The 25,950-nt window shown below is 70.1% G+C and carries 20 protein-coding genes; 13 read left to right on the forward strand and 7 right to left on the reverse strand.

Annotated elements, in window-relative coordinates; genetic code table 11:
- Positions 1-3: 3 nt before the first annotated feature.
- Positions 4-210, reverse strand: coding sequence for a hypothetical protein (locus OM076_RS29170; RefSeq protein WP_270043651.1), 207 nt, complete (start codon positions 208-210; stop codon positions 4-6).
- A 96-nt stretch (positions 211-306) separates the two neighbouring features.
- Entirely contained in the window at positions 307-3,072 is a 2,766-nt protein-coding gene (locus OM076_RS29175) for a helix-turn-helix transcriptional regulator (RefSeq protein WP_270043652.1), read from the reverse strand.
- 119 nt (positions 3,073-3,191) lie between these two features.
- On the opposite strand from OM076_RS29175, the gene OM076_RS29180 reads away from it, so the two are divergent.
- The 6 genes from OM076_RS29180 (at position 3,192) to OM076_RS29205 (ending at position 6,935) form a co-directional block, all read left to right on the forward strand.
- Positions 3,192-3,875, forward strand: a complete 684-nt coding sequence (locus tag OM076_RS29180; protein WP_270043653.1) for a rhomboid family intramembrane serine protease — start codon at positions 3,192-3,194, stop codon at positions 3,873-3,875.
- Complete coding sequence (locus tag OM076_RS29185; protein ID WP_270043654.1) at positions 3,872-4,525, forward strand: BON domain-containing protein; 654 nt, start codon at positions 3,872-3,874, stop codon at positions 4,523-4,525. Before OM076_RS29180 ends, OM076_RS29185 begins: the two co-directional genes overlap by 4 nt.
- Before the next feature lie 74 nt (positions 4,526-4,599).
- Positions 4,600-5,037: a BON domain-containing protein gene (locus tag OM076_RS29190; RefSeq protein ID WP_270043655.1), complete on the forward strand. Its 438-nt coding sequence runs from the start codon at positions 4,600-4,602 to the stop codon at positions 5,035-5,037.
- Complete coding sequence (locus OM076_RS29195; RefSeq protein WP_270043656.1) at positions 5,037-5,558, forward strand: DsbA family protein; 522 nt, start codon at positions 5,037-5,039, stop codon at positions 5,556-5,558. The genes OM076_RS29190 and OM076_RS29195 overlap by 1 nt, the downstream gene beginning before the upstream one ends.
- Positions 5,559-5,631: 73 nt before the next feature.
- Positions 5,632-6,342 carry a DUF2238 domain-containing protein gene (locus tag OM076_RS29200; protein ID WP_270043657.1) on the forward strand — a complete coding sequence of 237 codons (711 nt, stop codon included), beginning with the start codon at positions 5,632-5,634 and terminating at the stop codon, positions 6,340-6,342.
- Positions 6,339-6,935 carry a DUF2238 domain-containing protein gene (locus OM076_RS29205; protein ID WP_270043658.1) on the forward strand — a complete coding sequence of 199 codons (597 nt, stop codon included), beginning with the start codon at positions 6,339-6,341 and terminating at the stop codon, positions 6,933-6,935. Before OM076_RS29200 ends, OM076_RS29205 begins: the two co-directional genes overlap by 4 nt.
- 7 nt (positions 6,936-6,942) lie before the next feature.
- Here the strand turns inward: OM076_RS29205 and OM076_RS29210 are convergent, their stop codons facing one another.
- Positions 6,943-8,001 (reverse strand): PHP domain-containing protein, encoded by a 1,059-nt coding sequence (locus tag OM076_RS29210; RefSeq protein ID WP_270043659.1) that lies wholly within the window; start codon positions 7,999-8,001, stop codon positions 6,943-6,945.
- Between the two features lie 99 nt (positions 8,002-8,100).
- Here OM076_RS29210 and OM076_RS29215 point away from each other — a divergent pair, with 99 nt between their 5' ends.
- On the forward strand, positions 8,101-9,054 hold the full coding sequence (locus OM076_RS29215; RefSeq protein WP_270043660.1) for a lysylphosphatidylglycerol synthase domain-containing protein: 954 nt from the start codon (positions 8,101-8,103) through the stop codon (positions 9,052-9,054).
- Between the two features lie 40 nt (positions 9,055-9,094).
- On the opposite strand, the gene OM076_RS29220 is transcribed toward OM076_RS29215, so the two are convergent.
- Positions 9,095-9,877 (reverse strand): alpha/beta fold hydrolase, encoded by a 783-nt coding sequence (locus tag OM076_RS29220; RefSeq protein ID WP_270043661.1) that lies wholly within the window; start codon positions 9,875-9,877, stop codon positions 9,095-9,097.
- Complete coding sequence (locus OM076_RS29225; RefSeq protein ID WP_270043662.1) at positions 9,874-10,875, reverse strand: alpha/beta hydrolase; 1,002 nt, start codon at positions 10,873-10,875, stop codon at positions 9,874-9,876. The genes OM076_RS29220 and OM076_RS29225 overlap by 4 nt, the downstream gene beginning before the upstream one ends.
- 182 nt (positions 10,876-11,057) lie before the next feature.
- Here OM076_RS29225 and OM076_RS29230 point away from each other — a divergent pair, with 182 nt between their 5' ends.
- The 6 genes from OM076_RS29230 to OM076_RS29255 all read left to right on the forward strand — a co-directional run bounded on the left by OM076_RS29230 (position 11,058) and on the right by OM076_RS29255 (position 24,479).
- On the forward strand, positions 11,058-11,879 hold the full coding sequence (locus OM076_RS29230; RefSeq protein WP_270043663.1) for an alpha/beta hydrolase: 822 nt from the start codon (positions 11,058-11,060) through the stop codon (positions 11,877-11,879).
- 171 nt (positions 11,880-12,050) lie between these two features.
- Complete coding sequence (locus tag OM076_RS29235) at positions 12,051-15,932, forward strand: alpha-L-rhamnosidase (RefSeq protein ID WP_270043664.1); 3,882 nt, start codon at positions 12,051-12,053, stop codon at positions 15,930-15,932.
- Positions 15,933-16,036: 104 nt separating this feature from the next.
- Positions 16,037-18,736: a helix-turn-helix transcriptional regulator gene (locus tag OM076_RS29240; protein WP_270043665.1), complete on the forward strand. Its 2,700-nt coding sequence runs from the start codon at positions 16,037-16,039 to the stop codon at positions 18,734-18,736.
- 191 nt (positions 18,737-18,927) lie between these two features.
- Positions 18,928-19,767: a DeoR/GlpR family DNA-binding transcription regulator gene (locus tag OM076_RS29245; RefSeq protein ID WP_270043666.1), complete on the forward strand. Its 840-nt coding sequence runs from the start codon at positions 18,928-18,930 to the stop codon at positions 19,765-19,767.
- 111 nt (positions 19,768-19,878) lie between these two features.
- Entirely contained in the window at positions 19,879-21,150 is a 1,272-nt protein-coding gene (locus tag OM076_RS29250) for an MFS transporter (protein ID WP_270043667.1), read from the forward strand.
- A 149-nt stretch (positions 21,151-21,299) separates the two neighbouring features.
- The gene (locus tag OM076_RS29255) at positions 21,300-24,479 is read left to right on the forward strand and encodes an alpha-L-rhamnosidase C-terminal domain-containing protein (RefSeq protein WP_270043668.1); all 3,180 of its coding nucleotides are present in this window, start codon (positions 21,300-21,302) and stop codon (positions 24,477-24,479) included.
- On the opposite strand, the gene OM076_RS29260 is transcribed toward OM076_RS29255, so the two are convergent.
- Positions 24,454-24,915 carry a (R)-mandelonitrile lyase gene (locus OM076_RS29260; protein WP_270043669.1) on the reverse strand — a complete coding sequence of 154 codons (462 nt, stop codon included), beginning with the start codon at positions 24,913-24,915 and terminating at the stop codon, positions 24,454-24,456. The two genes, OM076_RS29255 and OM076_RS29260, sit on opposite strands and share 26 nt — an antisense overlap.
- A gap of 17 nt (positions 24,916-24,932) precedes the next feature.
- Positions 24,933-25,949, reverse strand: a complete 1,017-nt coding sequence (locus OM076_RS29265; RefSeq protein ID WP_270043670.1) for an aldo/keto reductase — start codon at positions 25,947-25,949, stop codon at positions 24,933-24,935.
- Position 25,950: the final 1 nt, after the last annotated feature.

A 25,950-nucleotide genomic window follows, 5' to 3' on the forward strand; every position in this document is an offset into this window, starting at 1 on the left:
CGCTCACTCGGTTCCCGCGATCGCGAACAGCTCGTCTGCGGCGTCCGCCTCGAGATCGAGCGCGGCGACGTAGGCGGCGAACGCCTCGCGGCGCACCGACGGGCGGTCCGCGGCCAGGTAGTGCTGCCAGGCGTCGCCCACCTGCTGGGCGGCGAATCGCCACGACTCCAGCGCCTGGTCGACGGACACGGCTTCGATCAAGAGGTTCACGGTGGCTCCTTCAGGTCAGGGACGGTGTGTGTCCACAGTGCGCCTCGGGCACGCGAATAGCGCCCGGGCCGACCCCTGGTCAGGACCCCCTGGTGGCTACACGGGCGCCGGGTCAGCGGCCCGGGTGGGCAGCGCTTCGGGCAAGCCGCGCCGGGAGCTGATCCCGAGCTTGCTGAACACCTTCTTCAGGTGCCATTCGACGGTTCGGGGGCTGAGGAACAGCTGGCCGCCGATCTCCGCATTCGTGAGCCCGTCGCGCGCCAGTCGTGCGATCTGCCCCTCCTGCGGCGTGAGGTCGTCACGCGCCTCGGGCTGCCGCCTGCGGACCGTCTCGCCCGTCGCGATCAATTCGCGTCGCGTGCGCTCGGCGAACGCCTCCATCCCCATCTCGGTGAACATGTGGTGCGCGGTCCGCAGCGGCTCCCGAGCGTCCGCGCGGCGAGCAAGGCGGCGCAGCCATTCACCGTAGAGCAGGTGCGTCCGCGCGAGCTCCGCGCTCAGACGCGTGCGTCCGAGGCGCTCGAGCGCGTCCTGATACAGCGGCTCGGCGTCTTCGCCTTCGCTGATGAGCGCGCGTGATCGGGCCTCGATGCCCAGCGCCCAGTCGGTACCGGCCGCGCTGGTGCTCTCCGCCAGCCGCCGCATCGCGTCCTCGGCGAGCGCGCGTTGGTTGCTGCGGACGGCGGCCTCGACGAGCTGCGGCAACAACCGCGTCAAGCAGGAGAGCTCGTGCGGACGATCCAGGCCGTGCCGTGCCGCCGCGCACGCGTCGGGATAACGGCCAAGCGCGCAGTAGAGCATCGCCTCGGCGTGCTCGAGCAACGCCATGGCGATCCCCTCGCCACGCGCGCCGACCTGCTCGCGGACCGCGCGAATCAGCTTCGCGGCTTCGTCCTCGCGGCCTCCGAAGGCGGCGAGCGCGAGCGCGCTGTACGGGGGAAGTCCGCTTCCGATGGCGTCCTTGACCGCCACCAGCTCGTCGATGAGCGAGGCGGCCGCCGGCAGCTCACCGGCGCTGAGGTGCAGATTGACGCGACCGTTGAGCGCGAAGGGCAGCATGGCCAGCGCGCCCGCTTGCCGGGTCAGCGTGACGTGCCGCTCGCTCAGCTCCTCCCAACCCTCGTCATCCCACACATCCTGGGCGGCGTAGGCGGCCATCCACAGCCACCGGATCGCATCTGGCGCAGGCATGTCCGCCCTGCGAAACGCCGTGACGGCGCGCTTCACGAGCGGCGCTCCGGCGCGATAGCCGTCCGTGATCTGGACGGCCAGGCCGCCGAGCAGCAGATCCTGCGGGCGGCCGGAATCCATCGACGCCGCGCGCACGGCCTGAGCGACCTCCACGACGCCGATCTCACCGGCGTGCCGTCCCACGTACAGCGCCGCCGCCATTGCCTCGAGATAGGCGTCACGCGCCGACAGCCGGTCGAGCGGTTCGAGTTCCTTCGCCGCCGCGAGCAGCAGCCGCGGCGCGTCGCGACGGTTGAGCGAGCCGAACGCGGCTCGTCCGCGAAGCAGCTCGACGTGGGCGCGCTCGCGAGCATCGAGGGGACCGGCCTGGGCTCGCCCCAGCAGCCTGAGCGCAGCCTCCGGGGCGCCGGAGAGCAGTGTCGCCTCGGCGGCCGCCAGCGCGCGGCGCGAGCGCCGTGCGGCATCGGGTGTGAGATCCATCGAGCGCTCAAGGACCGTGGCGGCCACGGCCAGGCCGCCACGCAGCTGCGCGCGACCGGCGGAATGCTCGAGTTCGGTGGCCACGTCCTCGTCCGGCCCGGCCGCTGCAAGAGCGCGGTGCCACGCGCGGCGATCGGCGTCGACGTCAGCGTCGCAGGCGTCTGCCAACGCCGCGTGGGCGCCGCGGCGATCCTCCGGGGACGCCTCCCCGTACACCGCCGAGCGCACCAGCGGATGCGGGAAGCGCACGTCGGCGCTGATCTGCAGCAGCGCGCTCTCGCGTGCCGGATAGAGGTCGCTCGCTCCCAGCCCGAGCCGCTCCGCGGCCCGCCAGAGCAGGGTGGTGTCTCCCGCCGGCTCGGCCGCCGCCAGCAGCAGCAACCGCTGCGTCGCCTCGGGAAGCGCGTGGAGACGTTTGCAGTAGCGCTGCTCGATGCGACTGGCAAGATCCGCCGCGGCGGGCACGACCAAGCCGCTGGCGACGCCCGGTGCGCTCCTATGCCGCGACAGCTCCAGCAACGCGAGTGGGTTGCCGCGCGTCTCGGCGATGATTCGCTCGCACACCCGATCGTCGCGGAGGCCCGGGACGGCCGTCGCCAGCAGGACGCGAGCGTCCTCCGAGCCGAGCCCTCTCAGCCGCAACTCCGCCAAGCCTTCCAGCGCAGGTGTGCCCGAGCGCTTGCGTACCCCGAACACGAGTGCGACCGATTCCGCGAGCAGCCTTCGCGCCACGAACCCGAGGATCTGACTCGACGCGCGGTCCAGCCACTGCGCGTCATCCACCACGCACAGCAGCGGTCGCTCCTCTGCCACTGCCGCCAGGAGGCTGAGCACGGCCAGCGCGACCAGGAAGTTGTCCCGCGGCTCGCCGGACGAGAGCCCCAGCGCGACGCTCAGCGCCTCGCGCTGGGGCTCCGGAAGCGTGTCGAGCCGAACCAGCATCGGAGCGCAGAGTTGATGCACCGCCGCGAACGGCAGGTCCATCTCGGCCTCGACGCCGGCGATCCGCGCCGTCCGGAACGCCGACGCCTGGCTCGCGCAGTAATCCAGGAGCGCGGTCTTGCCGATCCCCGCTTCGCCGCGGATCACCAGGACCGCGCTCTGGCCGCCGCGGACGTTGTGCAACATCCGATCGAGCATTTGGCGCTCGGCGGCACGGCCCAGCAATACCGGCGCACGGCGGGTGGCCATGGCCCCGCTGAGACTACTCCTCCGGCATGCGCGCGAGCGGCCGCTCCGCCATACGACTCGCCTATGACGCTGACGCGGTGTGGTCTAACCGTCACGGCGCGCCCGCGCCACGGTAGGACATGATCCCGCTGTCCGACGGCATCCCCGCACGGCGCTTCCCCGTCGTCAACGTCGCGTTGATCGCGGCCAACTTCCTCGTCTGGATCTTCTACGAGCTGCCGGACCTCAACGGCTCGGTCGCGCATTCCTCCTTCTACCCGTGCGCGCTCGACGGCTCGTGTCACGCGCCGCTCGCGTGGGGGGTGAGCTGGTTCACCGCGATGTTCATGCACGGCAGCTGGGACCACATCCTCGGCAACATGCTGTTCCTCGCGATCTTCGGCAAGAACGTCGAGGACGCGTTCGGGCATCTGCGTTACCTGGCGCTGTACTTCGCGGGCGGCTTGGCGGCCGCGCTCACACAGGGTCTGATCACGCTCGTGGCCGGGACGGCCGCCGACGCGCACGTCCCGATGCTGGGCGCAAGCGGCGCCATCGCAGCGGTGCTCGGCGCCTACTACGTGCTCTATCCGCGCTCGCGCGTGCTGACGCTCGTGTTCGTCTTCCCGATCCGCATCCCGGCCTGGGTCTTCCTCGGCGCCTGGTTCCTCTTCCAGCTCGTCGAGGCCAACTTCGGCCTCATCGACCCCGGTGCCGGCGGCACGGCGTTCTTCGCCCATGTCGGCGGCTTCCTCTTCGGCGTCCTCGCCGCCCGTCTGCTCTCCATCCAACCCAACCCATCCCTGAGGGAGGTCCCCACATGACCGACAACCAACTCCGCAGCGACGCGCAGGAAGAGCTCCGCTGGGAACCGCGAGTCGACGACACATCGATCGCCGTCTCGGCCGCCGACGGCGTCGTGACGCTGCGCGGGACGGTCGGAAACTTCCGCGACAAGCGCGAGGCCGCCAACGCCGTGAAGCGCGTCTACGGCACCAAGCGCGTCGAGAACGAGCTCGAGGTCAGGTTGCTCAACGCCGACCGTCGGGCGGATGCCGACCTGCGCGGCGACGTGCTGCAGGCGTTGATCCTCGACTCGTTCGTCCCGAGCACGATCGACGCGAAGGTGGACGACGGCGTCGTCACGCTCAGTGGCACCGCGCACCTGCATTTCGAGAGCGACGAAGCCGAGCAGGTGGCGGGCAACATCACCGGCGTGATCCGGGTCGACAACCAGGTCGAGCTGATCGCGCCGCCGCCGCTCGAAGGCGACGTCCGGGACTCGATCAAGCGGGCGATGGAGCGCGACGCCAAGCTGGATGCGGAAGGCGTGCACATCGAGAGCGCCGACGACGGGAAGGTCAAGCTCACCGGGAGCGTCCGCTCCTGGGCCGAGCGCGACGCGGCCGTCGGCGCGGCGTGGGCCGCACCCGGCGTGAACTTCGTCGACGACCACCTCTCCGTCGCCTACTAGCGGCATAGACAAGGGCTATCGCGCTCGCCGTCCACTCGCATGACGCCGGTGGACGGCGAGCGCCATCTTGGGCCATGTCCGATACCTCCCTCCAGCGAGACGTCATGCAGGCGCTCGCCGACAACCAGCTCGTGTTCCCCGACGAGATCGCCGCCCAGGTGGTGGGCGACGACGTGACCCTGCGTGGCACCGTCGGCAGCGTCCAGCAGCGCGACGAGGCGGGCCGATCCACGCAGTGGGTGCCCGGCGTCCGCCACGTCGATAACCAGCTGCGCGTGCGGCCGCTCGACAGCGACCGGCGCGCGGATGCCGACACGCAGGCCGCCGTGATGGACGCGCTAAGCGCTCATCCCGGGCTGCACCCGGCGCGTCTCGACGCCATCGCCACCGCCGGCACCGTGACGTTGCGCGGTGTCGTCGACACGCCCGACCTGCGCGGCAAGGCGGCGCAGATCGCCTTCCAGACCTCGGGCGTCACCGAGGTCCACAACAAGATCGAGGTCGCGAGCTGATGGCCTCGCACACGGGTCATCACGGGGCGCTCTGGCCACCGTTGGCGCCGGAGCGCGACCACGTCGACGGTCCGGCCTCCGCCGCTCCCACGCTGCTCGTCTTCGGTGCCTACGCGACGCCTTGGTCGCGCCGGCTGGGCGAGGTGCTCGACGCCGCGCGCCTGACGACCCGTGTCGCCTGGCGCCACTACCCCGATGAGACCGCCCACCCGCACGCCTTCGCGTTCGCCCTCGCCGCCGAGGCCGCCGCGACCCGCGGCAAGTTCTGGGTCCTCACCCGCGAGCTGCTCAAGCTGCGCCACGACGACCCGCAGGACCTCCATGACGCGCTCGTGCGCGCCGGGCTCGACCCCGAGTGGACGTTGGAGGCGATGCGCGCGCGCACCGGCGCCGAGCGCATCGACGCCGACGTCGCCAGCGCACGGGCCAGCGGCGTGGCCTTCGCTCCGACGCTGTTCGTCAACGGCGAGCGCTACCGCGGCGAGCTTGACCCGGCTGCCATCACTGGTCGCCCCCGGTGACGACATGACCAGTGTCAACACGGGTGCGACGCGAAGCCCAGCGGCGCACACTCGGGTCGGAAGGAGCATTTCGATGACCAACACCGCACATCTGCAGCCCCCTACGGCCGGCCTGCCGCCGGCCCGGCTTTCCGGCACGAAACGTGTCTTCGCGCGGGTCTTCTTGCGCGACTGGCATCCCGTGCTGCGGGATCCGCTCGACCTCTTCCGGCTGAGCTTCCCGATCGGCGCGCTGGTCTACGCGCTGATGGGGAACTGGGACGCCGCACTGCGGCTCGCAGCGCCGGGCCTGGCGGTGTTTCTCGTGCGCGCCATCGACGTTCCCCGTGCGGTCGATTGGGTGTTCTGCACGGCCATGTTCTTCCAGGGTTGGGGCAACGCGCTGCATCTGTTCAGCCGCTTCTGGTGGTACGACAACCTCGTTCACATCACGCTGCCGATGAGCCTGGCGCCGATCCTCTACATCGGATTCGCGCGCCTGGACGTCGTGCCCGATCCATCCAAGCGCTCGGGCAGCAACTGGCAGCTCGCGGGCATGGCCCTGATCACCTGCTGCCTCGGTGTGACCGCGGCCGCCTTCTATGAGGTCTACGAGTGGGTCGTGGACAACTGGTTCGGCCAGCACCTGTTCATCGGTGAGACCGACACCGTCACCGACATCGCCGACGGCTTCCTCGGCGCGGGCGTCGGTGGGCTGTTCCTGGCCGTCTGGGCGATCGCGAGCTACACGACCCGGCGGCTGCCCGCGCGCATGGAGCGCCGGCTGCTTGCGGAGGGACGATGACGACCGCGGCGATGCATCGCCGGCCGCGGCTGCCGAGCCGCCCGGCCGCGATCACCGCGCTGCAGCTCGCCTACCTGGTCTGGGCAGCGGTGGAGGTGGGGCAGGGCCGGCCGGGCAAGGCGCTCGCGCTGGTGGTCGTGTTCGCCGTGCTCCAGGTGCCGCGCCTGCTGCGACTGCCGGTGGCGTTCGATGTCGCGTTCCTCGTGGCGTGGACGCTGCAGGAGCTCGGCCAGGTCGCGGGCTTCTGGGGGCGCTACGAGTGGTGGGACACGCTCGTGCACACGGCGCTCCCGGCGGTTCTGGCGCCGACCGCCGTGATCGTGCTCATCCGCGCCGGCGTGCTGCCCGACGTGCTGCACCCCGTGCGCTGGGTCGAGCGGATCGGCGCGGTGCTGCTCGTGTTCCTCGTCGCCACCGGCTTCGGGAGCGCTTACGAGATCTACGAGTGGACCTCCGACAGCCATCGCGGCACGCACTACCAGCCCGACAACAACGACACCATGACCGACACCACGGCCAACGCGCTCGGCGGGCTCGCCGGCGGAGTGCTCTTGGCAGCAACGGCGACCCGGCGCCGCCGGGAGCCTGAGTGATGCCGCCTCAGCGCAGATGGATCGGGTTGGACAGCAGCCAGAACCGCTGGTCGATCCGCGCTTCGATCCGGTAGACGCCCGGGAGCTCCACGTCGAGGTCGAGAGTGTCGCCGTGCACCCGCCGCAGCGGTACGCCGTCGCGCAGGAGGACGATGTCGGCGGGCGCCGGCAGCCGCGCGCACAGCCGCGTGGGACCGGCGCGAGCCTCGCCGCCCATGGCGATCGTCGTTCCGTCGTCGCGCTCGGCCCAGAGCCGGGCGCCGTGGGCGGGCGCGACGAACGGGCAGACGAGCCACGCCGCACCGGCAGCGAGCGCGGCCAGGAGGGTCGACCGGTCGGCGTCGACGTCGCCGCTCAGGGGCCGCTCGCAGACCAGGTGGGTGCGCAGCAGGCCGAACGTGCGCGCGTGTGACAGGGGCGAGTGGACGCGTCCGCGCACGCGGACGCCGGGCGCGTGGCCGTCGAGGCCGCCGAGCGCGGGCAACCGCCGGCGGGCCGACAGCTCGTCCCAGCGCCGGAGGTGATGGGCCGGTGGACCCGCGGCGACGGCCGCCTCCGGGTCGCGCAGCCAGCGCCATGCCTCGGCCGGCGTGCTCCACGCCTCGGCCGCGTCCGTGGTCACGCTCCACAACTCGATGCCGTCGCACCCGTCTTCGAGCGCCGGCCATCCGTGCGGCAGCACGATCCGCCGCGCGACCGGCGGATACAGCATGTGCCCGCCGTCCGAGAACGGGTGCGCGGCGAAGCCGATACCGCCCGCCGCCCGCACCGAGTCCGCGATCTCGCGCGCCGACCGCCCGGCGTGCGAGATCTCGTCCGCCACGCCGAAGGCCAGGTAGTGGCCCACTCGCGGACTGACTTCGGTCCCCACCAGCAGGAAGACCCCGTCATGCGTGCCCTCCCACCCGTCGCGACGCGCGGCCAGCGAGTCGTGGTCGGTGAGCAGCACCGCCTCGGCGCCCGCCTCACGCGCGGCGGCGAGCAGCTCGGGCACGGTCGCCGTTCCGTCCGAATACGTCGTGTGGACGTGGACGACGCACGAGACGTCGAACGCGACATCGTGCATGCGTCCATCGTCACACACCGGCCACTGCATCGCTGAGTCGTATCGACGGCGGGGGCAGAACGACTCGGCTGGGTTCGGGCGGCGAGGTAGGTGTCGGACATGAACAAAGTGGTCGCGGTGCTCCCCAGCTTCGACGGCACCGCGGCGCACGTCGACGTCCGGTGGCTGCTCGCCGGCGTGCTGCTGCACATCCTTTCTCAGGCAGTGCGGTCACGCGGCTGGTTCAACATTCTTCGCGCGTCCTACCCGCACGCGCGCGAGCTCGGCGGGCGGCACGTCATGGCCGCGTCGTTCGCCGCGGCGGGGTTGAACGGTCTGCTGCCGGCACGCGGCGGCGACGTCGTGAAGCTGGCCTTCGTCCGCCGTCGTATCGACGGCGCCCACTATCCCTCGCTGATCGCCACGGCGGTCGCCGAGACCGCTTTCGAGTCGCTGTGCGGCGCGGCGCTGCTCGTGTGGTTGCTCGTCCGAGGCTGGGTGCCGATGCCGAGCGTGGCGGGAGCGCTATCCGCGGCGGGCGCGTCGATGCACCCGGTGGTGACATCGGTCCTCGCGCTCGCGGCATTGGTCGTCTTGACCGCGGCCGCGCGCCCGCTGGGGCGCCGTTTGGCTCGCGCCGGGTCTCGCTGGCGTCGGGGACTGGCGATCTTCTCCACCCCCCGACGCTTCCTCACCCGGGTGGCGAGCTGGCAGGCGCTCGCTCGCCTGATCCGTCTCGCCTCGCTCTTCTGCTTCCTGGGCGCCTTCGCGCTTCCGGCGACGCTCGGCACGGCGGCGCTCGTCATGGCGGTCCAGGGAGGCGCGCGCGTCGTTCCCTTCGCGCCGGTGAGCGCGGGGATGCGCATCGCGTTGCTCAATTGCGGGATCGCCGGGATCGCCGGGCACCCGGTCGCCCTCAGCGCGATCGCGGCGTTCATGGTCGGCATGAGCGCCACGACCTTCAGCGTCATGCTCCCCATCTCCGCCGTGCTCGTCGGACGCGAGCTCGGGACGCGCTCGCCGCGGCTGGCGCTTCAGCGTGCCCGCGTGCGTCTGCAATCGGCCGCGGTCTAGGGGCTCGGCCGACCCACGCACAGCGACTCCGCGAGTCGGGCTAGTGCCGAACGGACTGCGCGGCCTCGAGGATGAGCTTCGTCACCGCGGCCGGGTGCGAGAGGAAGGACACGTGCGAGGAGTTGATCTCGACCGTGTGCGCGCGGGCGCGCTTGGCCATGAACCGCTGCGCTTCAGGGCTGATGACCTCGTCCTGGCGGCCGATGAGATACCAGGAGGGAATCGTCTTCCAGGCCGGTGCGGTGGCCTTCTCCTGGATGGCGGCGAGTACCACCGGGCGCTGAGCGGTGGCCATCAGTGCGGCGGTCCGGGCCGGGATGTCGGGGGCGAACAGCGCGCGGAACTTCGTCGTGTCGACGTAGAGATCCGTGCCTCCGGGGAACGGTCGCGGCACCAGTGCGTCGGCGAACTGATTGGGGAAGCGCTGGGTGATCTCGACGTTGCTCTCGCCTTCATCCATCGCCAACGCGTTGAGGTAGACCAGCGCCTTCACGTTGCCGACTTGGGTGGCCGCCTCGGTGGTCACGGCGCCGCCATAGGAGTGCGCGACCAGGACGATCGGTCCGCTGATGGTCTTCAGCACGCTCGCGATGTAGGCGGCGTCGCTCGCCGGTCCGCGGAGCGGGTTGGCCGGTGCGATGACCGTGTACCCACGATCCTGCAGCCGGCCGGTCACGGCGCCGAAGCCGGAGGCGTCGGCGAATGCGCCGTGGACGAGGACGATGGTCGGCTTGGCGCCGGTGCGTGCCGCCGCGGGCGACGCAGCGATGGTGGCGGCGAGAAGGATCGCGGCGAGCGCCGCGGTCAGGCAGGAACGGATCATCGGGACTCCTCACCGTGGAGAGCGACGCGCAGGACCGAGCTGGCCTGAGCGATGGCAGCCCGCGTCGCGTGCGTGGCGCTGAGCGGGTTCAGCATCATGAAGTCGTGCGTGATGCCGTCATAGCGGACGGTCGTGACCGCCACTCCGGCCGTGCGCAGGCGCGCCGCGTACGCCTCGCCCTCGTCGCGCAGCACATCGGCCTCGTCGACGATGACGAGCGCCGGCGGCAGGCCCTGCAGCTGCTCGTCACTCGCCCGCAGCGGTGACGCGAACGGCTCCGAGCGCAGCGCGAGGTCCGGGCAGTAGCAGTCCCAGAACCAGGCCATCGACTTGGCGGTGAGGAAGTAGCCCTCCGCGAACTGCGCGTAGGAGCCGGTGTCCATCGCCGCGTCGGTGACGGGGTAGTACATGCACTGGTGAACGAAGCGGACGTCGCCGCGCTCCTGGGCCATGAGCGCGATCGCGGCGGTCATGCCGCCGCCGACCGAGTCGCCGGCGATCGCCATCCGATCGGGGTCGAGTTGGTGGGCGTGGCCCTCGCGCGTGATCCACTGCGCGACGGCGTAGCCCTGCTCGATCGCGACCGGATAGCGGGCCTCGGGCGACCGGTCGTACTCGACGAACACGACGGCGGCGCCGGCGCCGACCGCGAGCTCGCGAACGAGCCGGTCGTGCGTCCCGGCGTTGCCGAGCACCCAACCGCCGCCGTGCATGTACAGGATCACGGGCAACGTCCAGAGGACGTTGCGCGGGCGAACGATCCGGACTCGCACGTCGCCGACGTCGGCCGGCACGGTGACCCAGTGCTCGTCGACCGGCAACTTCGCAATCGGCGCGGACTGGACATCGTCGAGCACCTTGCGCGCCTCGTCGGGGGTCAGCTCGTACAAGAACGGCGGCGTGGAGGTCGCCTCGACGAACGCCTGCGAAGCAGGCTCGAGCGCGACGTCCGTGGACTCTGCGAACGCGCCGTGGACCAGCGCGACAGTCGACTGCATGTGGATGCCCTTTCGGTCAGGTTTGATCCTCCAGGACCGAGCGCCGCACTGGTCTGTGACAGCCGCGGCTCGCACCGGTGACCGCAGAGCGCCCACTGGACCGCATGTCATGTCACAGACCCAGTCGCTATCCGGTCCTACCAGTGCACCACCGATGACTGCAACGAACGAAAGGGCGGCCAATGACTCCTGCCACTTCCACGCCTGACACGATCGTCCTGGTCCACGGCTTCTGGGTCACGCCCCGGAGTTGGGAGCACTGGATCGAGCGCTACGAGGACAGAGGGCTGCGCGTGATCGCCCCCGCCTACCCCGGGTTCGAGGTCGACGTGGAGGCGCTCAACGCCGATCCCACGCCGATCGAGCGCGTGACGGTCCCGGCGATCATCGAGCGCCTCGAGGGCATCGTCGGCGCGCTCGAATCGCCCCCGATCATCATCGGCCACTCCGCCGGCGGCGTGTTCACCCAGATCCTGCTCGACCACGGCTTCGGCGCCGCCGGCGTGGCGATCGACTCGGCGCCGACCGAGGGCGTCAAGCGCATCCCGTTCTCCCAGGTGCGCGCCAGCTTCCCGGTGCTCAAGAACCCGGCGAACCGCCACAAGGCCGTCGGCCTCACCTTCGAGCAGTGGCAGTACACGTTCACCAACGGACTCCCCGAGGACGAGGCGCGGCGGCTGTACGAGCGCTACCACGTCCCCGCGTCCGGAGAGATCTTCTGGGGCAGCGCGCTCGCGAACATCCATCCCGGCCGGGACGAGACCTGGGTGAACTACGACAACGAGCAGCGCGCGCCGCTGCTGTTCATCTCCGGCAGCGCCGACCACCTGATGCCGCCGTCGATCCAGCGCTCGAACGCCAAGCACTACAACGACAACGTCATCACCGAGGTCGAGGAGTTCGAGGGGCCGCATCTCCTGCCCGCGTCGCCGGGCTGGGAGAAGGTCGCCGACTTCGCGCTCGACTGGGCGCTCGAGCACGCGGCGCTGCCGAGCACGCGATGAGACGTGGAAGCGGTTGACGGGCGGATCGCGCACGGAACGGCCAACTCGCACTCATCTGACATTCAGCTTCACACGCCGCCCTAGGGAATTTCCCGGGCGCGAACGTAGCGCGACCGACCGTAAGGTTCGATTCTGTTCGATATCGGTCTGTTCGTTCAGTGAGGAGAGTGAATGCTCATACGATCGATCACGGGACGTCGCTATTGGCGTCCAGCGGTCAAGGCAGCAGCGGTCACATCTGCGTGCGGGGTGCTGCTGGTCGCCGCCGGCAGCGCGCCCGCCGGGCCGGATGGCAGCGCAGTGGCGGTCCAGACGCTGCGCGTCAACACGATGGCCAATCCGATCGGCATCGGCGACGCGACGCCGAACCTGAGTTGGAGGCTTTCAGGCGGGCGCCAGACCGCCTACGAGGTGCGGGTCGCGTCGTCCGCGGCACAGCTCGAGCAGCCGGACCTGTGGGACTCGGGCAAGGTGTCCTCGGGCGCCTCGTCCAACATCGCCTACGCGGGTGCCGCGCTCGCCTCGCGCAAGGCGGCGGTGTGGGACGTGCGCGTATGGGACGGATCCGGCGCCGCGAGTGACTGGAGCGAGCCGGCGACGTTCGACGTCGGCCTGCTCGCCAACCGCGACTGGTCTGCGAAGTGGATCGAGAACCCGGATTACACCTATGCGACCGGCGGCGTTCCGAACCCGCTTCCGATCTTCGCCAAGCCGTTCGACCTCTCCAAGCAGGTGACCAAGGCTCGGTTGTATATGACCGGCCTCGGGCAGTACGCGGCGCAGCTCAACGGCAAGCCGGTCGGCGAGGCCGTGCTCGAGCCCGGGCAGACGTCGTACTTCGCCGAGGTCGACTACCGCACGTATGACGTCACGTCGCTGCTCAAGCAGGGCGGCAATCTCCTCGGCGTCGAGACCGGCAGCGGCGCCTATCAGCGCGTCATCACGGCGGGCCGGTACTTCTTCCAGAACAACCCCGCGCCGGTCTACGGATCGCCCAAGGTGATCGCCGAGCTCGACCTCACCTACGCGGACGGCTCCAAGCAGACGATCGACAGCGACTCGACGTGGCAGACCAAGCTCGGGCCGACGACCTTCTCCGCCTGGTGGGCGGGTGAGGATTACGACGCTCGTCGCCTGCCGACCGACTGGACGTCGGCGTCGGCGCTCAGCGGCTCCGGCTGGCGTGACGCCGGCCTCGTCACGCTCACGCCGACCACGACCCCGACGGACACGACGCCGCTGATCGCCGATCAGCGCCCGCCGGTGACCGTCGCCCGCGAGGCGCACCCGGTGGCGATCGCGCAGATCACGCGCGCCAACATCGCGACGACGCTCGCCGCGCCCGTGCGTCCGTCGGACACGAACGTCAAGCTGGCGTCGATCAGCGGGCTCAACCCCGGCGACTCGATGAGCATCGACGGCGAGGCCCGCACCGTCGCGGGCGTCGGGACCGCGGCGGGCGCCGCCACGACGCTGTTCTCGCCGGCCGCCGCAGGTGACATCAACGTCAAGGTCTCGAGCATCACCGGCTTCGTGGTCGGCCAGCAGGCCCTGGTCGAGAACGAGCTCGCGACCATCACCGCGATCGGCACCGCCGGCACCGCGACGACCCTGTCGGCGGCGGCCGCCGCCGGAGCGACGAACCTGCGCGTCGCCTCGGTCACCAATCTCGCGGTCGGCGACAGCCTGACGGTGGACGGCGAGACGGTCACGATCACGTCGGTGGGTACGTCCGGCGCCAACGGCACCGGCGTCGGCGTCACCCCGGCACTCGCCGGGGCGCACGCGAGCGGCGCGGCCGTGCGCGACCAGAGCAAGGCGGGCACGGGCATCACGCTCTCGACCGCCTTGGGCGCCGCGCACGCGATCGGCACCGCCGCGCGCGGCGCGGGCACGGGCGTCACCGTCTCCGCGGGCTTCACCACCGCGCATGCGAACGGCGCCGCGGTGACGACCACTCCCGGACCGACGTACGTGCTTGACTTCGGGAAGAACCTCTCGGGGCTTCCGAAGGTCAGCGCCTCCGGGCCGGCTGGGAGCACGGTCACGATGATCCCCGCCGAGGTCGCCAACGCCGACGGCACGATCAACATCAGCTCCACCAGCGCGTCGGCGACGAACCAGATCCTCTACCGCTACACGTTCGCCGGCAGCGGCACGGAGACCTGGCACTCGCAGTTCACCTACAACGGCTTCCGGTACCTGCAGGTGACCGGCCTCGCGTCGGCGCCGACGGCCGACACCGTCACCGTGCAGGTCACGCACGCCTCCAACCGCGAGAGCGCGACGTTCGACAGCTCGAGCGACCTGCTCGATCAGATCTACACGATCTCCAAGCAGGCGCTGGAGAACAACATGCAGTCGGTGCTGACGGACTGCCCGGATCGCGAGAAGGGTCCGTACACCGGCGACAACCTGCACAACATCGACACCGAGCTGACGCTGTTCGACATGCAGGCCTACGAGGGCCAGCTCGTCAACAACATGCGCACCGCGCAGCGCCCGGTGCCGGCGAACGGCCAGTTCCCCGGCATGATCGCCAACATCGCCCCGGAGTACCACTTCGTCCCGCCGAGCTCCGGTGGCACATGGTTCCTCGACGAGCCCAACTGGGGCGGCGCCGTGATCATGATCCCGTGGAACCTCTACCAGGTCTACGGCGACACCGACGCCATGCGCGTCAACTACGACGCGATGGTCAAGTGGCTCGACTGGGAGGCCACTACCAAGGCCGCCAACAACGGCAACATCCGCGGTCTCGGCGACTGGTCGGCTGCGCAGAGCACCACCGCGCAGCCGGTCATCGACTACGGCTACTACCGTGGCGCGAGCGCGATGGCCAAGATCGCCGCATTGCTCGGAAAGACGGCCGACGCCGACAAGTACTCGCAGCTGGCGACCAGCCTCGCGGCTGAGTACAACACGAAGTACCTGCACACCGACGCCGGCGGGAACGCCTGGTACGCGAACAACACCGAGGCGTCCAACGCCGTCGCGCTCGACGCCGGCCTGGTCCCGGCGCAATATCACGACGCGGTGGTCAACAGCCTCGTCGCCGCCGTGCACGCGTATGGCGATCGCATCGGCACCGGCTCGGTCGCGCTCGGTCCGCTGTTCCGGACGCTGCACGCCGCGGGCCGCGACGACGTCATCTACACGATGGTCGCCAACCCCGCCTCGCCGGGCTACGCGTTCCTGGTCAACAGCGGCAAGACCACCCTGACCGAGAGCCTCAGCGGCACCGGCTCCCAGGACCATCACTTCCTGGGCGAGGTCGCCTCCTGGTTCGTGCACGGCCTCGCCGGCATCCAGCAGGCTCCCGACTCGATCGGTTACCGCAGCCTCGAGATCAAGCCGGCGCTCGTCGGCGACCTCAACCACGCGGAAGGTACGTACGCCACGCCGCAAGGCGTCGCGTCGTCGAGCTGGACGCGTGCGGCGAACGGGCTGCTCAGCACGCTCGCGGTGACCGTGCCCGGGAACACCACGGCACGCGTCTACGTGCCGACGTCGTCGCCGACCGAGACGTTCGTGGCCAATGGCAGCGCGGCCGTGACCTATGTCGGCTACCAGAACGGCGCGCAGGTGTACGACGTCGCGGCCGGCAGCACGACGTTCGTGCACGGCACGAGCGTCGACACCGGAGTGGGCGGGACCGTCCCGGCCACGCTCGCGCTGTCGCTGGGCACACCGGCCGCGTTCGGGGCCTTCACTCCGGGCATCGGCCGGTCCTACGACGCGGCGACGACCGCGACCGTCACCTCGACCGCGGGCGATGCCACGCTCTCGGTCAGCGATCCGTCCTCGACGGCGACCGGCCGGCTGGTCAACGGCACGTTTGCTCTGAGTGAGCCGCTGCAGGCACGGGCGAACGCGGGTGCGTTCGCGCCGTTGCCGAGCAACGGACCGCTCACGTTGTTGACCTACGCGGGGCCGGTGAGCAACGACGCCGTCGCGATCGGGTTCCGCCAGCACATCGGGTCGAGCCAGGCGCTCAGGACGGGCGCCTACAGCAAGACCTTGACGTTCACGTTGTCGACCACGACGCCCTGAATCCAGTGCATGCGCCGGCCGCTGTCGCGGCCGGCGCTTCGCACCGGCCGACTGAAAGGGCTGGTAAGAGTGGCTTGGTGGGATACGCCGGGACATCACCGTTCGTGGATCGCGAAGCCGAATTCGGTGCGTTGCAAGCCGCCTTCGATCAGGTCATCAAGGGCCAGCCGCGGACCCTGGTGATCGAGGGCGAAGCCGGGATCGGCAAGACCACGCTCGTCGAGCAGTTCCTCTCCCGGCTTGCCTCCGTCAGGCTGCTGCGCGCCAGCGGCGAGGAGTCAGAGGCGCACGTGCCGTTCGCGATGGCAGACCAGCTTCTCCGTGACGCCGGCACCGCGAGCGACGCGCTGCTGACCGGACAGCACGTCCGCGTCGGGATGGAGCTGCTGGAGCTGATGGCGTCGACCACCGGCGGCGCCGAAGCGGTCGTCTTCGTCGACGACGCGCATCTGGCCGATACCGAATCGCTGCGCGCGTTGCTGTTCGCGGCGCGCCGGCTTGCCGCGAGCCGCGTGCTGTTGCTCGTCGTCGTTCGCGGGAGCGCCGACGAGACGCTGCCCGAAGGCTGGCAGAAGCTCGCGACGGAGCCGTCCGGTGGAGTCTTGAGCGTCGGACGGCTCGACCCGGGCCAGATCGCGGCGCTGGGCGTGACGCTCGGCGTCGCCATGACGCCGGATGCCGCCCGCCGGCTCTGCGAGCACACGCGTGGCAATCCGCTGCACGCGCGAGCCGTGCTGCAGGAGCTTCCCGCCGAGGGGACGTGGCAGCACGAGGATCGGCCACTCCCGGTCCCCAAGTCCTATGCGCAGCTGATCCTGCGACAACTCGATCGGTGCGCGCCCGACGTGGTCGGCCTGATCCAGGCCGCTTCGGTCCTCGGGGTGCGTGCGCCGCTGCATCCGGTGAACGAGCTCGCGCGGCTGCAAGACCCGCTCGAGACGCTCGACGATGCCCTCGAAAGTCGGCTCATGCGTCTCGACCAGGGGGCCGGCGGCGCGTTCGTCGAGTTCTCGCATCCGCTGATCCGCGCCGCCATCTACGACGCGATCCCACAGGCGCGCCGCGCCGCGCTCAACACCGCGGCCGCGGAACTGCTGGAAGATGCTGGGGCAGTGATGCGGCATCGCGTGGAGGCAGCGACGGTCGCCGACGAGACGTTGCTGGCGGAGCTGGAAACCCAGGCCCACGAGCAGATGTCGCGAGGGGCCTGGGCCGGCGCGGTGTCCAACCTGCTCGCCGCGAGCCGTCTGCACCCACGGCCCACGGATCGCGACCGCCTCGCGCTGGAGGCGATTGAAGCGATGATGTACTCCGGCGACGGTGCCGCGGCCCGCCGGCTCGCGGAGCGGGTCAGCTTCGCCGATGGGCCGCGCCGCGACAGCGTCCTGGCCTACCTGGCGATCTTCGCGGGAGACCTCGAGGCGGCGCAACGGCTGCTGGCGCTTGCGTGGGAGCGGCGAGAGCTCGCCGATGACGATCGGCTCTCGGCGACGATCGCGCAACGCAGCGCGTTTCTCGCGACATCGCGACTCCGAGGCCACGAGGCGCTCGAGTGGGTCGCCCGCGCACACGCGCTCGCGCCGGGTGACGCGGCGACGGCGCGGCTGGTGGCGCCGTCTGAGGCCCTTGGCTCCAGCTTCATCGGCCGCCGCGAAGACGCGTACGCCGCGCTCGATCGCTGGCTTGAGCCGCGGCCCGGCGCCGGCTTCGTGCTCCTGGCCCTCAAGGGGTTCCTGGTGCTGGCCGACGGAAACGTCAACGCGGCCCGCTCGGCCTTCGCGACGTCCGCTCGCGAAAGCCTCGCCGAAGGTCTGCTCGTGGTCGCTGCCCTCTCGCTCTCGGGTCTGACCTATGTCGAGTACGTGGCGGGAGAGTGGGACCACGCGGTGGTCTCGTCGGAACGGGCCATCTCGCTCGCGATCGAATCCGAGGACCGCTGGGTCACCGGTCAAGCGCACTGGAGGGCCTCGTATGTCGCCACCGCGCGGGGTGATTGGCCGGTCGCGGAGGCTCACGTGCGCGCGATCCACGACCAGGCGCCGAGCTTTGAACGCCATCGCGCCGCCGCGGCGATCGCTGCGGCTGGGTTCGCGGCGGCTCGCGAGCGCCCGGCCGAGGTTCTCGACGCGCTGGCTCCTCTGGAGCAGATGCGGTCTCACGAGGGCGTCGACGATCCCGCGTTCCTGCCGTGGCAGCATCTGAAGGCGCACGCGCTCGTCGATGGCGGCCAGTTCGACGAGGCTGAGCGGTTTCTCGCCGAGGCGGCCGGCATCGCGTCGTCGCGCGCCAACCCGCTGCTGGGGGCGCGACTGGCGCACGCGCGCGCCAAGCTCGAGTTCTCCCGCCGCCGGCTCGGGCAGTCGATCGAGGCTTTCCAGGAGGCCCGTGCGCTGATCGAGCCGCTCGCCATGCCGTATGAGCAGGCGCTGATCGAGCTCTCGCACGGTCAGGTGTTGAGACGCACGGGGGAGCGACGGGCCGCCGCGGCGATGTTGCTCGCGGCGCACGGGCGGCTGAACGAGCTCAAGGCCCTGCCGGCGCTCCAGCGCTGCGCGAACGAGCTCGCGGCGTGCGGCCTGTCACCGTCGGCGCGCAAGACGCGCGACTACACCGCGCTGACCCCCCAGGAGGTCGCGGTCACGAGGCTGGTCGTGTCGGGGATGAGCAATCGCGAGGTCTCAGTCGAGCTGATGCTGAGCACGAAGACCGTCGAGTTCCATTTGAGCAACGTCTACACGAAGCTCGGCGTGCGCTCGCGCTCGGAGCTCCGGGCTCGCGCCCGGGCGAGCGAGCTCACGCTCTGAGCGAGCGGTCGACCGCACGCCGGCGGCGCAGCGGCAGCCTAGGGGTTCTCCCGGGCGCGAACGGGCAGTCGAGGCGGTACAACCCGGCGTGCGCCTTCGCGGTCGCCTGGTCCCGTTTCATCGGCCCACCCGCGTTGAAACGATCAGAGAGTTCATGAACGCAACGGAAAAGCGTCTGTCGAGAGCGAACGATGGTTGATGAATTCGGGCCCCTGCAGCTGAGCGAGGCGCGACGGGAAGCGATCCGGAAGCTGTTGATGGAGTCGGGTGCGGTGACGACGCGGGAGTTGCAAGCGCGCTTCGGCGTCTCCCCGATCACGGTGCGGCGAGATCTGGAAGCCCTCGAGCAGCGTGGCACCGCGCGCCGCACCCATGGGGGCGCCGTCCTGCCGTCCGTCGCGATACCCGACGGCTCCTTCACACAGCGAATCGAGCGCGCGACCGACGCAAAGCTCCGGTTGGCGGAAGCGGCGTGCAACATGCTGTCCGGGGGTGAGACGGTGTTCCTGGACTCGTCGACCACCGCCTACTTCATCGCTCGCCGGATCACTCAAGGTTCGCTCAGCCTGAGGGTGATCACCAATAGCGGGCCGGTGATGCAGCTGCTGGCATCTTCTGAAGAGTCCAATGTCGATCTCTACGCGATCGGCGGAATGCTGCGACGGCTCACGGGCTCGTACGTCGGACCGTCATCGGTGCGAATGATCCGCGATCTCTGGGCGGACAGGGTGTTCTTAGGGGTGACGGGCGTGACGGCCGGCGGGATGCTCACCGACACGGATCAACTGGAGGCCTCGGTCAAGCTCGCGATGCTCGAGCAGGCAAGGGAGTCCGTGCTGCTCGTCGACGCGTCGAAGTTCGCTAAGTATGGGCGACAGGCGATCGCCTCTCTGGACGCGGTCTCGCTCGTCTTGGCGGACGGGCTCGGGGATGAGGAGCTCGATCGGCTCCGTCTCAAGGGCGTGGCGGTGCAGCTCGTCGATACGCCGGCGTCGCGCAGATTCAAGGCCAGGACGACCACCGACGATTGACAGCTTCCGACCGCCGTTGGTAGATTCTGGGCGATTGTGCCATGTATGGTCTGGTAGCGACCATTATCGCTATCGACGGCGCGGTCGAGTTCCAACGTCCGGAGGAGAGTCGTGACGGCAGGTCGGGGCGTTTGGCGCAACACCATCCTCGCTGCGCTCGCGAGCTACATCGACGCGGGCTCGATCGTCGCGGGCGCGGCGGGACTGGCGCTGTGGGCGGATGAGTTCGGTCTCGGGTCGAGCACGATCGGCCTGATCGGGGCGTTCAGCTCGAACGCGATCTCGGCCGGCGCCGGAGCGCTGGCCGGCGGCTGGCTGTGCGACCGGCTCGGGCGCCGACGGGTCTATCAGTGGGACTTGCTGCTCTACGCGTTCGGGCTGCTCTGGATCATCTTCGCCACGACGCCGTGGATGCTGATCACCGGCTACGTGTTCGCCGGTCTCGCCGTCGGCGCGGATGTCCCCGCCTCCTGGACCTTGATCGCCGAGACCGCGCCCGCCCGCAAGCGCGGGCGCTACGGCGGGACCGCACAACTGTTGTGGAGCCTTGGCCCGATGGTGGTGTTGCTGATGGCGCTGGCGCTCTCCGGGCTCGGCGTTCTCGGGATCCGGATCATCTTCGCCCACCTGCTCATCGTGTCGCTCGTGCTGTGGGCACTGCGCCGCCGGATGCACGAGTCGCCGATGTGGGAGGACGCCAAGGAGCGAGCGACGACGAGGCTCGCGGACGTCCGGGTGCTGCTCAGCCGCTCCTACCTGCCGCCGCTGCTGTTCCTGGCGGGGATGTACGGCTTCTGGAACCTGAAAGCCGGCACGAGCGGCTTCTTCCTGCCCTACATCCTGCGGACCGCGGGAAACCAGAGCCAGGCCGCGAGCGTCGCGTTTCAGGCGGTCGGCTTTGTCCTCGGGAGCCTTGGGATCGTGTTCGTGTTCATGCGCCTCGTGGACCGGACGAATCAGCGTCGGATGTTGCTGACCAGCGTCGGTTTGCAGATTGCCGCGATGCTGCTGTTCGCGCTGTTCCCGCTCACCACGCTGGTCGCGATCCTGTACGTGCTGGTCGGTGGTATCGGTGGCGGCTTCGGGCCGCAGGCGTTCTTCCAGCTCTGGAGCGCCGAGCTCTTCCCGACCACGCTGCGCGCGTCCGCGCTCGGCCTGATGTTCGCCGTCGTCCGGATCGCGCTCGGGATCTGGAGCCTGTACGTGCCCGCGATCACCGCGGCGGGCTTTCACACCCTCGCATGGCTGCTGACCGGGTTCCTGATCGTCAGCGGCGTCCTCGGTTTCGCCTTCGCACCGTCCAACCCCGGCCGCTCGCTCGCCGAGCTCCATCCCGAGCCCGCGAACAGTGTGGAGCCGTCAGTCCTCGTAGCCGCCCGGTAGCGGTCGCACCAAGGGTCACGTCCTAGGGAAAAGCTCGGGCGCGAACTTCGGCATGGCTCTGTAAAACCGCGTTTGGGGGCTGTTGTGATCGAGTGGGATTCAGTTTCCGTCGAGACGACCGCAGCCGAACACAAGGTGAGGAGAGTTCTGTGAAGGCTTCATCAGCGGTCGCCTGTGTGGCGGCCGGCCTGGCGACGCTTGTGGGCGCCGGATCGGCCGCGGCGCAGGGGCCGGTTGAGTTGTCGCGTTCGCCGATCCCGGAGAACGCCGCGTGGAAGAGCTACGTCATCGGCTCGGGGAGCGCGGACGTGGCTCCGGTGCGCGTCGCTTCCGTCTCTGGGTCCGTGACCAACGCTGACGGACTGGTCGATCCATCCAAGGGTCCGGCCACGCTGACTTTCACCTCGGGCGGTCAGCCGCCGGTGATCATTCTCGACTACGGTCGCGAGGTCGGCGGTCTGCCGTTCTTCACCTCGAGCGCGGTCAGTCCCGCCGGCGGCGGAACGTCTGTAACGCTGCGCAGCGCCTACAGCGAAACGCGTCAGTTCCTCTACTCGGCAGGCAACACGACACTGACCTTGCCGGCGGCGGTGGGGGACACGAACCTCAAGGTCGGCGGCGTCGGCAACTTCGTCGTCGGCGACACGCTGCGGATCGGCTCCGACACGGTGACGATCACGGCGGTCGGGACGCAAGCGCGTTCGACCACGCTGTTCGCCGCGGCGGCGGCCGGCGCGACCAACGTGAAGGTCGCGGCGACGACCGGGTTGGCCGCCGGCGACGCACTCCGCGTCGACGGTGAGACCGTGACGATCGCGAATGTCGGCACTCAGGGCCGCAACACGACCCTGTCGGCCGCGGTCGCGGCGGGCGCGACGAACATCAAGGTGGCCAGCGTCACCGGGATGGCGGCGGGCGATCCGATCGTGGTCGACGGCGAGCCGGGCACGGTCCAGACGGTCGGCACCGCCGGCGCGAACGGCACCGGCGTCACGCTGGCCGCGCCGCTGACCACCGCTCACGCCTCGGGCGCCGCGGTCCAGGATCTCGGCACCGGGGTCACGTTCTCTCCCGCCTTGGCGGCTGCGCATGCGAGTGGCGCCCCGGTCATCGGGCCGGGCACCGGCATCACGATCTCCGCGCCGCTGACCGCCGCGCAGCCCGTCGGGACCGCCGTTCGCTCCTCGCCGGGGGCACTCACCGGGGATGCCAACGGCTTCAATGGCGTCGGCGTGGCCGCGAGCCGCGCTGAGAACTGGGTGTTCTCCGCGCCCGGCACCCTCGGCAACGCGGCCAACGCGATTCAGGGCGGCGAGCGCTTCCAGGCACTCACGCTGACCACGCCCGGCAGCATCCAGCTGAGCCAGGTCGGCATCCACGTCCGCTACCCGAACGCCGGCTCCGCCGACTACGTGGGCCATTTCCTGTCCAGCGACGAGAAGCTCAACAAGATCTGGTACCAGGGCGCCTACACCAACGACACGAACATGGTGCCGATCGGCGCGGTGCCGGGCCAGACGATCCCCGTGATCCTCGACGGCGCCAAGCGCGACCGGCGGCCGTGGTCGGGTGACCTCGATCTCCAAGGCAAGACGATGTTCTCGAGTCTCGGCTTCGGCGCGAAGGGGTCGGACTACATCAAGGGCTCAATTGCGCTCTTCGGCGCCAGCCAGGCCGCAAACGGGTCGATCTTCGGCCATATCCAGGACTGGACGCGCAATCCCCCCGCGGGCGGCTTCTACTCGCTGAGCTACTCGATGTACTACGTGCTCAACCTGGCCTCCTATTACCTGTACTCGGGCGATCTGGACTTCGTGCGCTCGCAGTACGCGATCGTGCAGCGCCAGATGGCGTACAACCGAGCGCTGGTGGACCCCTCCACCGGCCTGCTGATCTCCAACAGCAGCGAGCGTGACTGGGACTTCTACGACGGCGGCAAGCCGGGTGCGGTGACGGCGTACAACGCGATCTACTACAAGGCCCTGACCGACGCCGCGTACATGGCCAGTGAGCTGGGCAACACGGCCGATGCCGCCACCTACTCCGCGCAGGCAGCTGACCTCAAACCGCGGATCAACGCCGCGCTGTTCGACCCGGCTCGCGGTGTCTACAGGCTCGCGGACCGCGACAATGCCAATCACCCCGGCAACTCCGTGCCACAGGACGCCAACTCGGAAGCGATCTCGTTCGGGATCGCTCCGGAGAGCGCGCACGCCGGCATTCTCAGCTGGCTGCGCACCAACCTGTGGGAGCCGTTCGGTCCGCAGCCGTATTCCAGGGATGCGAACTACTCCACGGTGATCAGCCCGTTCGTCACCGGCAAGGAGCTCGACGCCCGCTTCCACGCCGGCGACACACAGGGCGCGCTGGACCTCACCCACCTGCTGTGGGATCAGATGACCAACGAGAGCGGCCCGTACTACACGGCCACCATGTGGGAGAAGCTCAATCAGGACGGCACCGACGTCGATGCCAACGCGAGTCTGTCGCACGGCTGGGCCACAGCTCCGACACCGGCGCTGAGCCACTACGTGCTCGGCGTCCAGCCCGTGTCGGCGGGCTTCAAGACGTGGACGGTCGCGCCACAGACCGGCGACCTGAAATGGGCCCAGGGCAGCGTGCCGACGCCGCAGGGAGTCATCGTCTCTCGCTGGTCGCGCGGAGAGGGCGACCGCTCGTTCGCCATCACCGTGTCGGCTCCCGCGGGCACCTCCGGATCGGTTCGGGTGCCGCTGCTCGGCCGCTCACGGACGATCGCGATGGATGGCGCCGTCGTGTGGCAGGACGGCGCCCCTGCCCCGGGGATCACCGCGACGCAGCGTGGCGGCGCGGTCGAGTTCAGCGGCGTGACGGGATCGCACACGTTCGCCTTCGGGACCGTGACGACCGGCGCTGATGGCACGGCCGGCGGTTCGGTGCCGGCCACGCTGTCGCTGAGCCTGGGCACCCCAGCCGCGTTCGGCCCCTTCACCCCGGGCGTGGCAAGGGACTACCTCGCCGCGACGACGGCGAACGTGGTCTCGACCGCGGGTGACGCGACACTCAGCGTCGCCGATCCCAGCAGCACCGCGACCGGCCATCTGGTCAACGGCGCGTTCAGCCTGCCGCAGCCGCTACAGGCTCGGGCGCGCAACGCCGCCAACACCGGCACCGCCTACAACAACGTCGGCTCCTCCGCGAGCCCGTTGAACCTGCTGACCTACAGCACGCCGGTTTCCAACGACGCCGTCGCGCTGGAGTTCAAGCAGAGCATCGCGGCCAACGACGCGTTGCGCACTGGCACTTACGCCAAGACGTTGACGTTCACGCTGTCGACGACGACGCCGTAGCGCGGGTTCCGGAACCGGCCGGCGCGCGGGCGCCGGCCGGTGTATCCCCGTACTCCTCGTCCGTGACGTGCCGGCCCCACGTGACCGGGCTGCCGGACTCGTCGTTCTGCTGCATCGCGATGTGGAGCATGAAGCGGTTGGGCGCGGCGCCGTGCCAGTGGTTCTCGCCCGGCTCGAAGAAGACGCGGTCGCCGGGCCGGATCTCCTCGATCGGGGCGTTCTCGCGCTGGCAGAGGCCGACGCCTTCGGTGACGAAGATCGTCTGGCCGTGCGGGTGGGTGTGCCACGCGGTGCGTGCACCGGGCGTGAAGTGCACCGCGGCGGCGGCGAACGTGGAGGTGCCGGCGGGTGCGGCGACGGCGTCGATGTAGACGTCGCCGGTGAACCAGTCGGCTGGGCCCTTCTGGGTGTCGGTGCTTGAACGCGTGATCTGCATGAGAGCTCCTTCGAGGGCTAGCGTCGGCGCAGGGCGGGCTGGAGGACCTGCTCGCCGTAACTGGTGTCGGCCGGGTTGATGGTCACGCCGGGCGCGACGATCTGGTCGATGCGGTCGAGCACCGCGGCGTCGAGCACGGCGTCGGCGGCGGGCAGCTGGCTGTCGAGCTGCTGCATCGTGCGCGGGCCGATGATCGCCGACGTGACGCCCGGGTGGTTGATGACGAACGCGATCGCCAGCTCGATCATGGAGACGCCGGTGTCGTCGGCGACCTGCTGCAGCTGCTCGACGGCTTCGAGCTTGCGCTGGTTCTCGGGCAGTGACATGTCGAAGCGCGCGGCGAGTCGCTGCCGCGCGGGCGAGATCGGGGAGCTGTCGGCGCTCCAGCTGCCCGAGAGCCAGCCGCCGGCGAGCGGGCTGTAGGTGAGGATGCCCATCCCGTGGCGCTGCGCGGTCGGGAGGACGTCGAGCTCGATGCTGCGGGTGAGCAGCGAGTAGGGCGGCTGCTCGGTGCGGAAGCGCTCCAGCCGCCGCTCGCGGGCGGTCCATTGGGCCTCGACGATCTCGCTGCCCGAGTACGACGAGGACCCGATGTAGCGGACCTTGCCCTGCTGCACGAGGTCGGTGAGCGCACCGAGGGTCTCGTCGACGTCGACGGCGGGGTCGGGACGGTGCACTTGGTAGAGGTCGATCCAGTCGGTGTCCAGGCGCCGCAGGGAGTCCTCGACGGCCTTGACGATCCAGCGGCGCGAGCCTCCGCGGCGGTTCGGGTCGTCGCCCATCGGCATGAAGAACTTGGTGGCGAGAACCACGTCGTCGCGACGACCCTTGAGCGCCTTGCCGACGATCTCCTCCGACTCGCCGGCCGAATAGACGTCGGCGGTATCGACGAAGTTGATCCCGGCATCGAGCGCGCGATGGATGATGCGGACCGAGTCGTCGTGGTCGGGGTTGCCCCAAGCGCCGAACATCATCGTGCCGAGGCAGAGGGGCGAGACCTGGACGCCGGTGCGTCCGAGCGGGCGGAAGTCCATG

It is taken from the genome of Solirubrobacter ginsenosidimutans (genome assembly GCF_027587205.1).

What these genes read in the sequence shown, in the direction of transcription:
- OM076_RS29175 (WP_270043652.1), bottom strand. Translation starts at nt 3,072, where the DNA reads ATGGCCACCCGCCGTGCGCCGGTATTGCTGGGCCGTGCCGCCGAGCGC.
- OM076_RS29180 (WP_270043653.1), top strand. Translation starts at nt 3,192, where the DNA reads ATGATCCCGCTGTCCGACGGCATCCCCGCACGGCGCTTCCCCGTCGTC.
- OM076_RS29185 (WP_270043654.1), top strand. Translation starts at nt 3,872, where the DNA reads ATGACCGACAACCAACTCCGCAGCGACGCGCAGGAAGAGCTCCGCTGG.
- OM076_RS29190 (WP_270043655.1), top strand. Translation starts at nt 4,600, where the DNA reads ATGTCCGATACCTCCCTCCAGCGAGACGTCATGCAGGCGCTCGCCGAC.
- OM076_RS29195 (WP_270043656.1), top strand. Translation starts at nt 5,037, where the DNA reads ATGGCCTCGCACACGGGTCATCACGGGGCGCTCTGGCCACCGTTGGCG.
- OM076_RS29200 (WP_270043657.1), top strand. Translation starts at nt 5,632, where the DNA reads ATGACCAACACCGCACATCTGCAGCCCCCTACGGCCGGCCTGCCGCCG.
- OM076_RS29205 (WP_270043658.1), top strand. Translation starts at nt 6,339, where the DNA reads ATGACGACCGCGGCGATGCATCGCCGGCCGCGGCTGCCGAGCCGCCCG.
- OM076_RS29210 (WP_270043659.1), bottom strand. Translation starts at nt 8,001, where the DNA reads ATGCACGATGTCGCGTTCGACGTCTCGTGCGTCGTCCACGTCCACACG.
- OM076_RS29215 (WP_270043660.1), top strand. Translation starts at nt 8,101, where the DNA reads ATGAACAAAGTGGTCGCGGTGCTCCCCAGCTTCGACGGCACCGCGGCG.
- OM076_RS29220 (WP_270043661.1), bottom strand. Translation starts at nt 9,877, where the DNA reads ATGATCCGTTCCTGCCTGACCGCGGCGCTCGCCGCGATCCTTCTCGCC.
- OM076_RS29225 (WP_270043662.1), bottom strand. Translation starts at nt 10,875, where the DNA reads ATGCAGTCGACTGTCGCGCTGGTCCACGGCGCGTTCGCAGAGTCCACG.
- OM076_RS29230 (WP_270043663.1), top strand. Translation starts at nt 11,058, where the DNA reads ATGACTCCTGCCACTTCCACGCCTGACACGATCGTCCTGGTCCACGGC.
- OM076_RS29235 (WP_270043664.1), top strand. Translation starts at nt 12,051, where the DNA reads ATGCTCATACGATCGATCACGGGACGTCGCTATTGGCGTCCAGCGGTC.
- OM076_RS29245 (WP_270043666.1), top strand. Translation starts at nt 18,928, where the DNA reads ATGGTTGATGAATTCGGGCCCCTGCAGCTGAGCGAGGCGCGACGGGAA.
- OM076_RS29260 (WP_270043669.1), bottom strand. Translation starts at nt 24,915, where the DNA reads ATGCAGATCACGCGTTCAAGCACCGACACCCAGAAGGGCCCAGCCGAC.
- OM076_RS29265 (WP_270043670.1), bottom strand. Translation starts at nt 25,949, where the DNA reads ATGGACTTCCGCCCGCTCGGACGCACCGGCGTCCAGGTCTCGCCCCTC.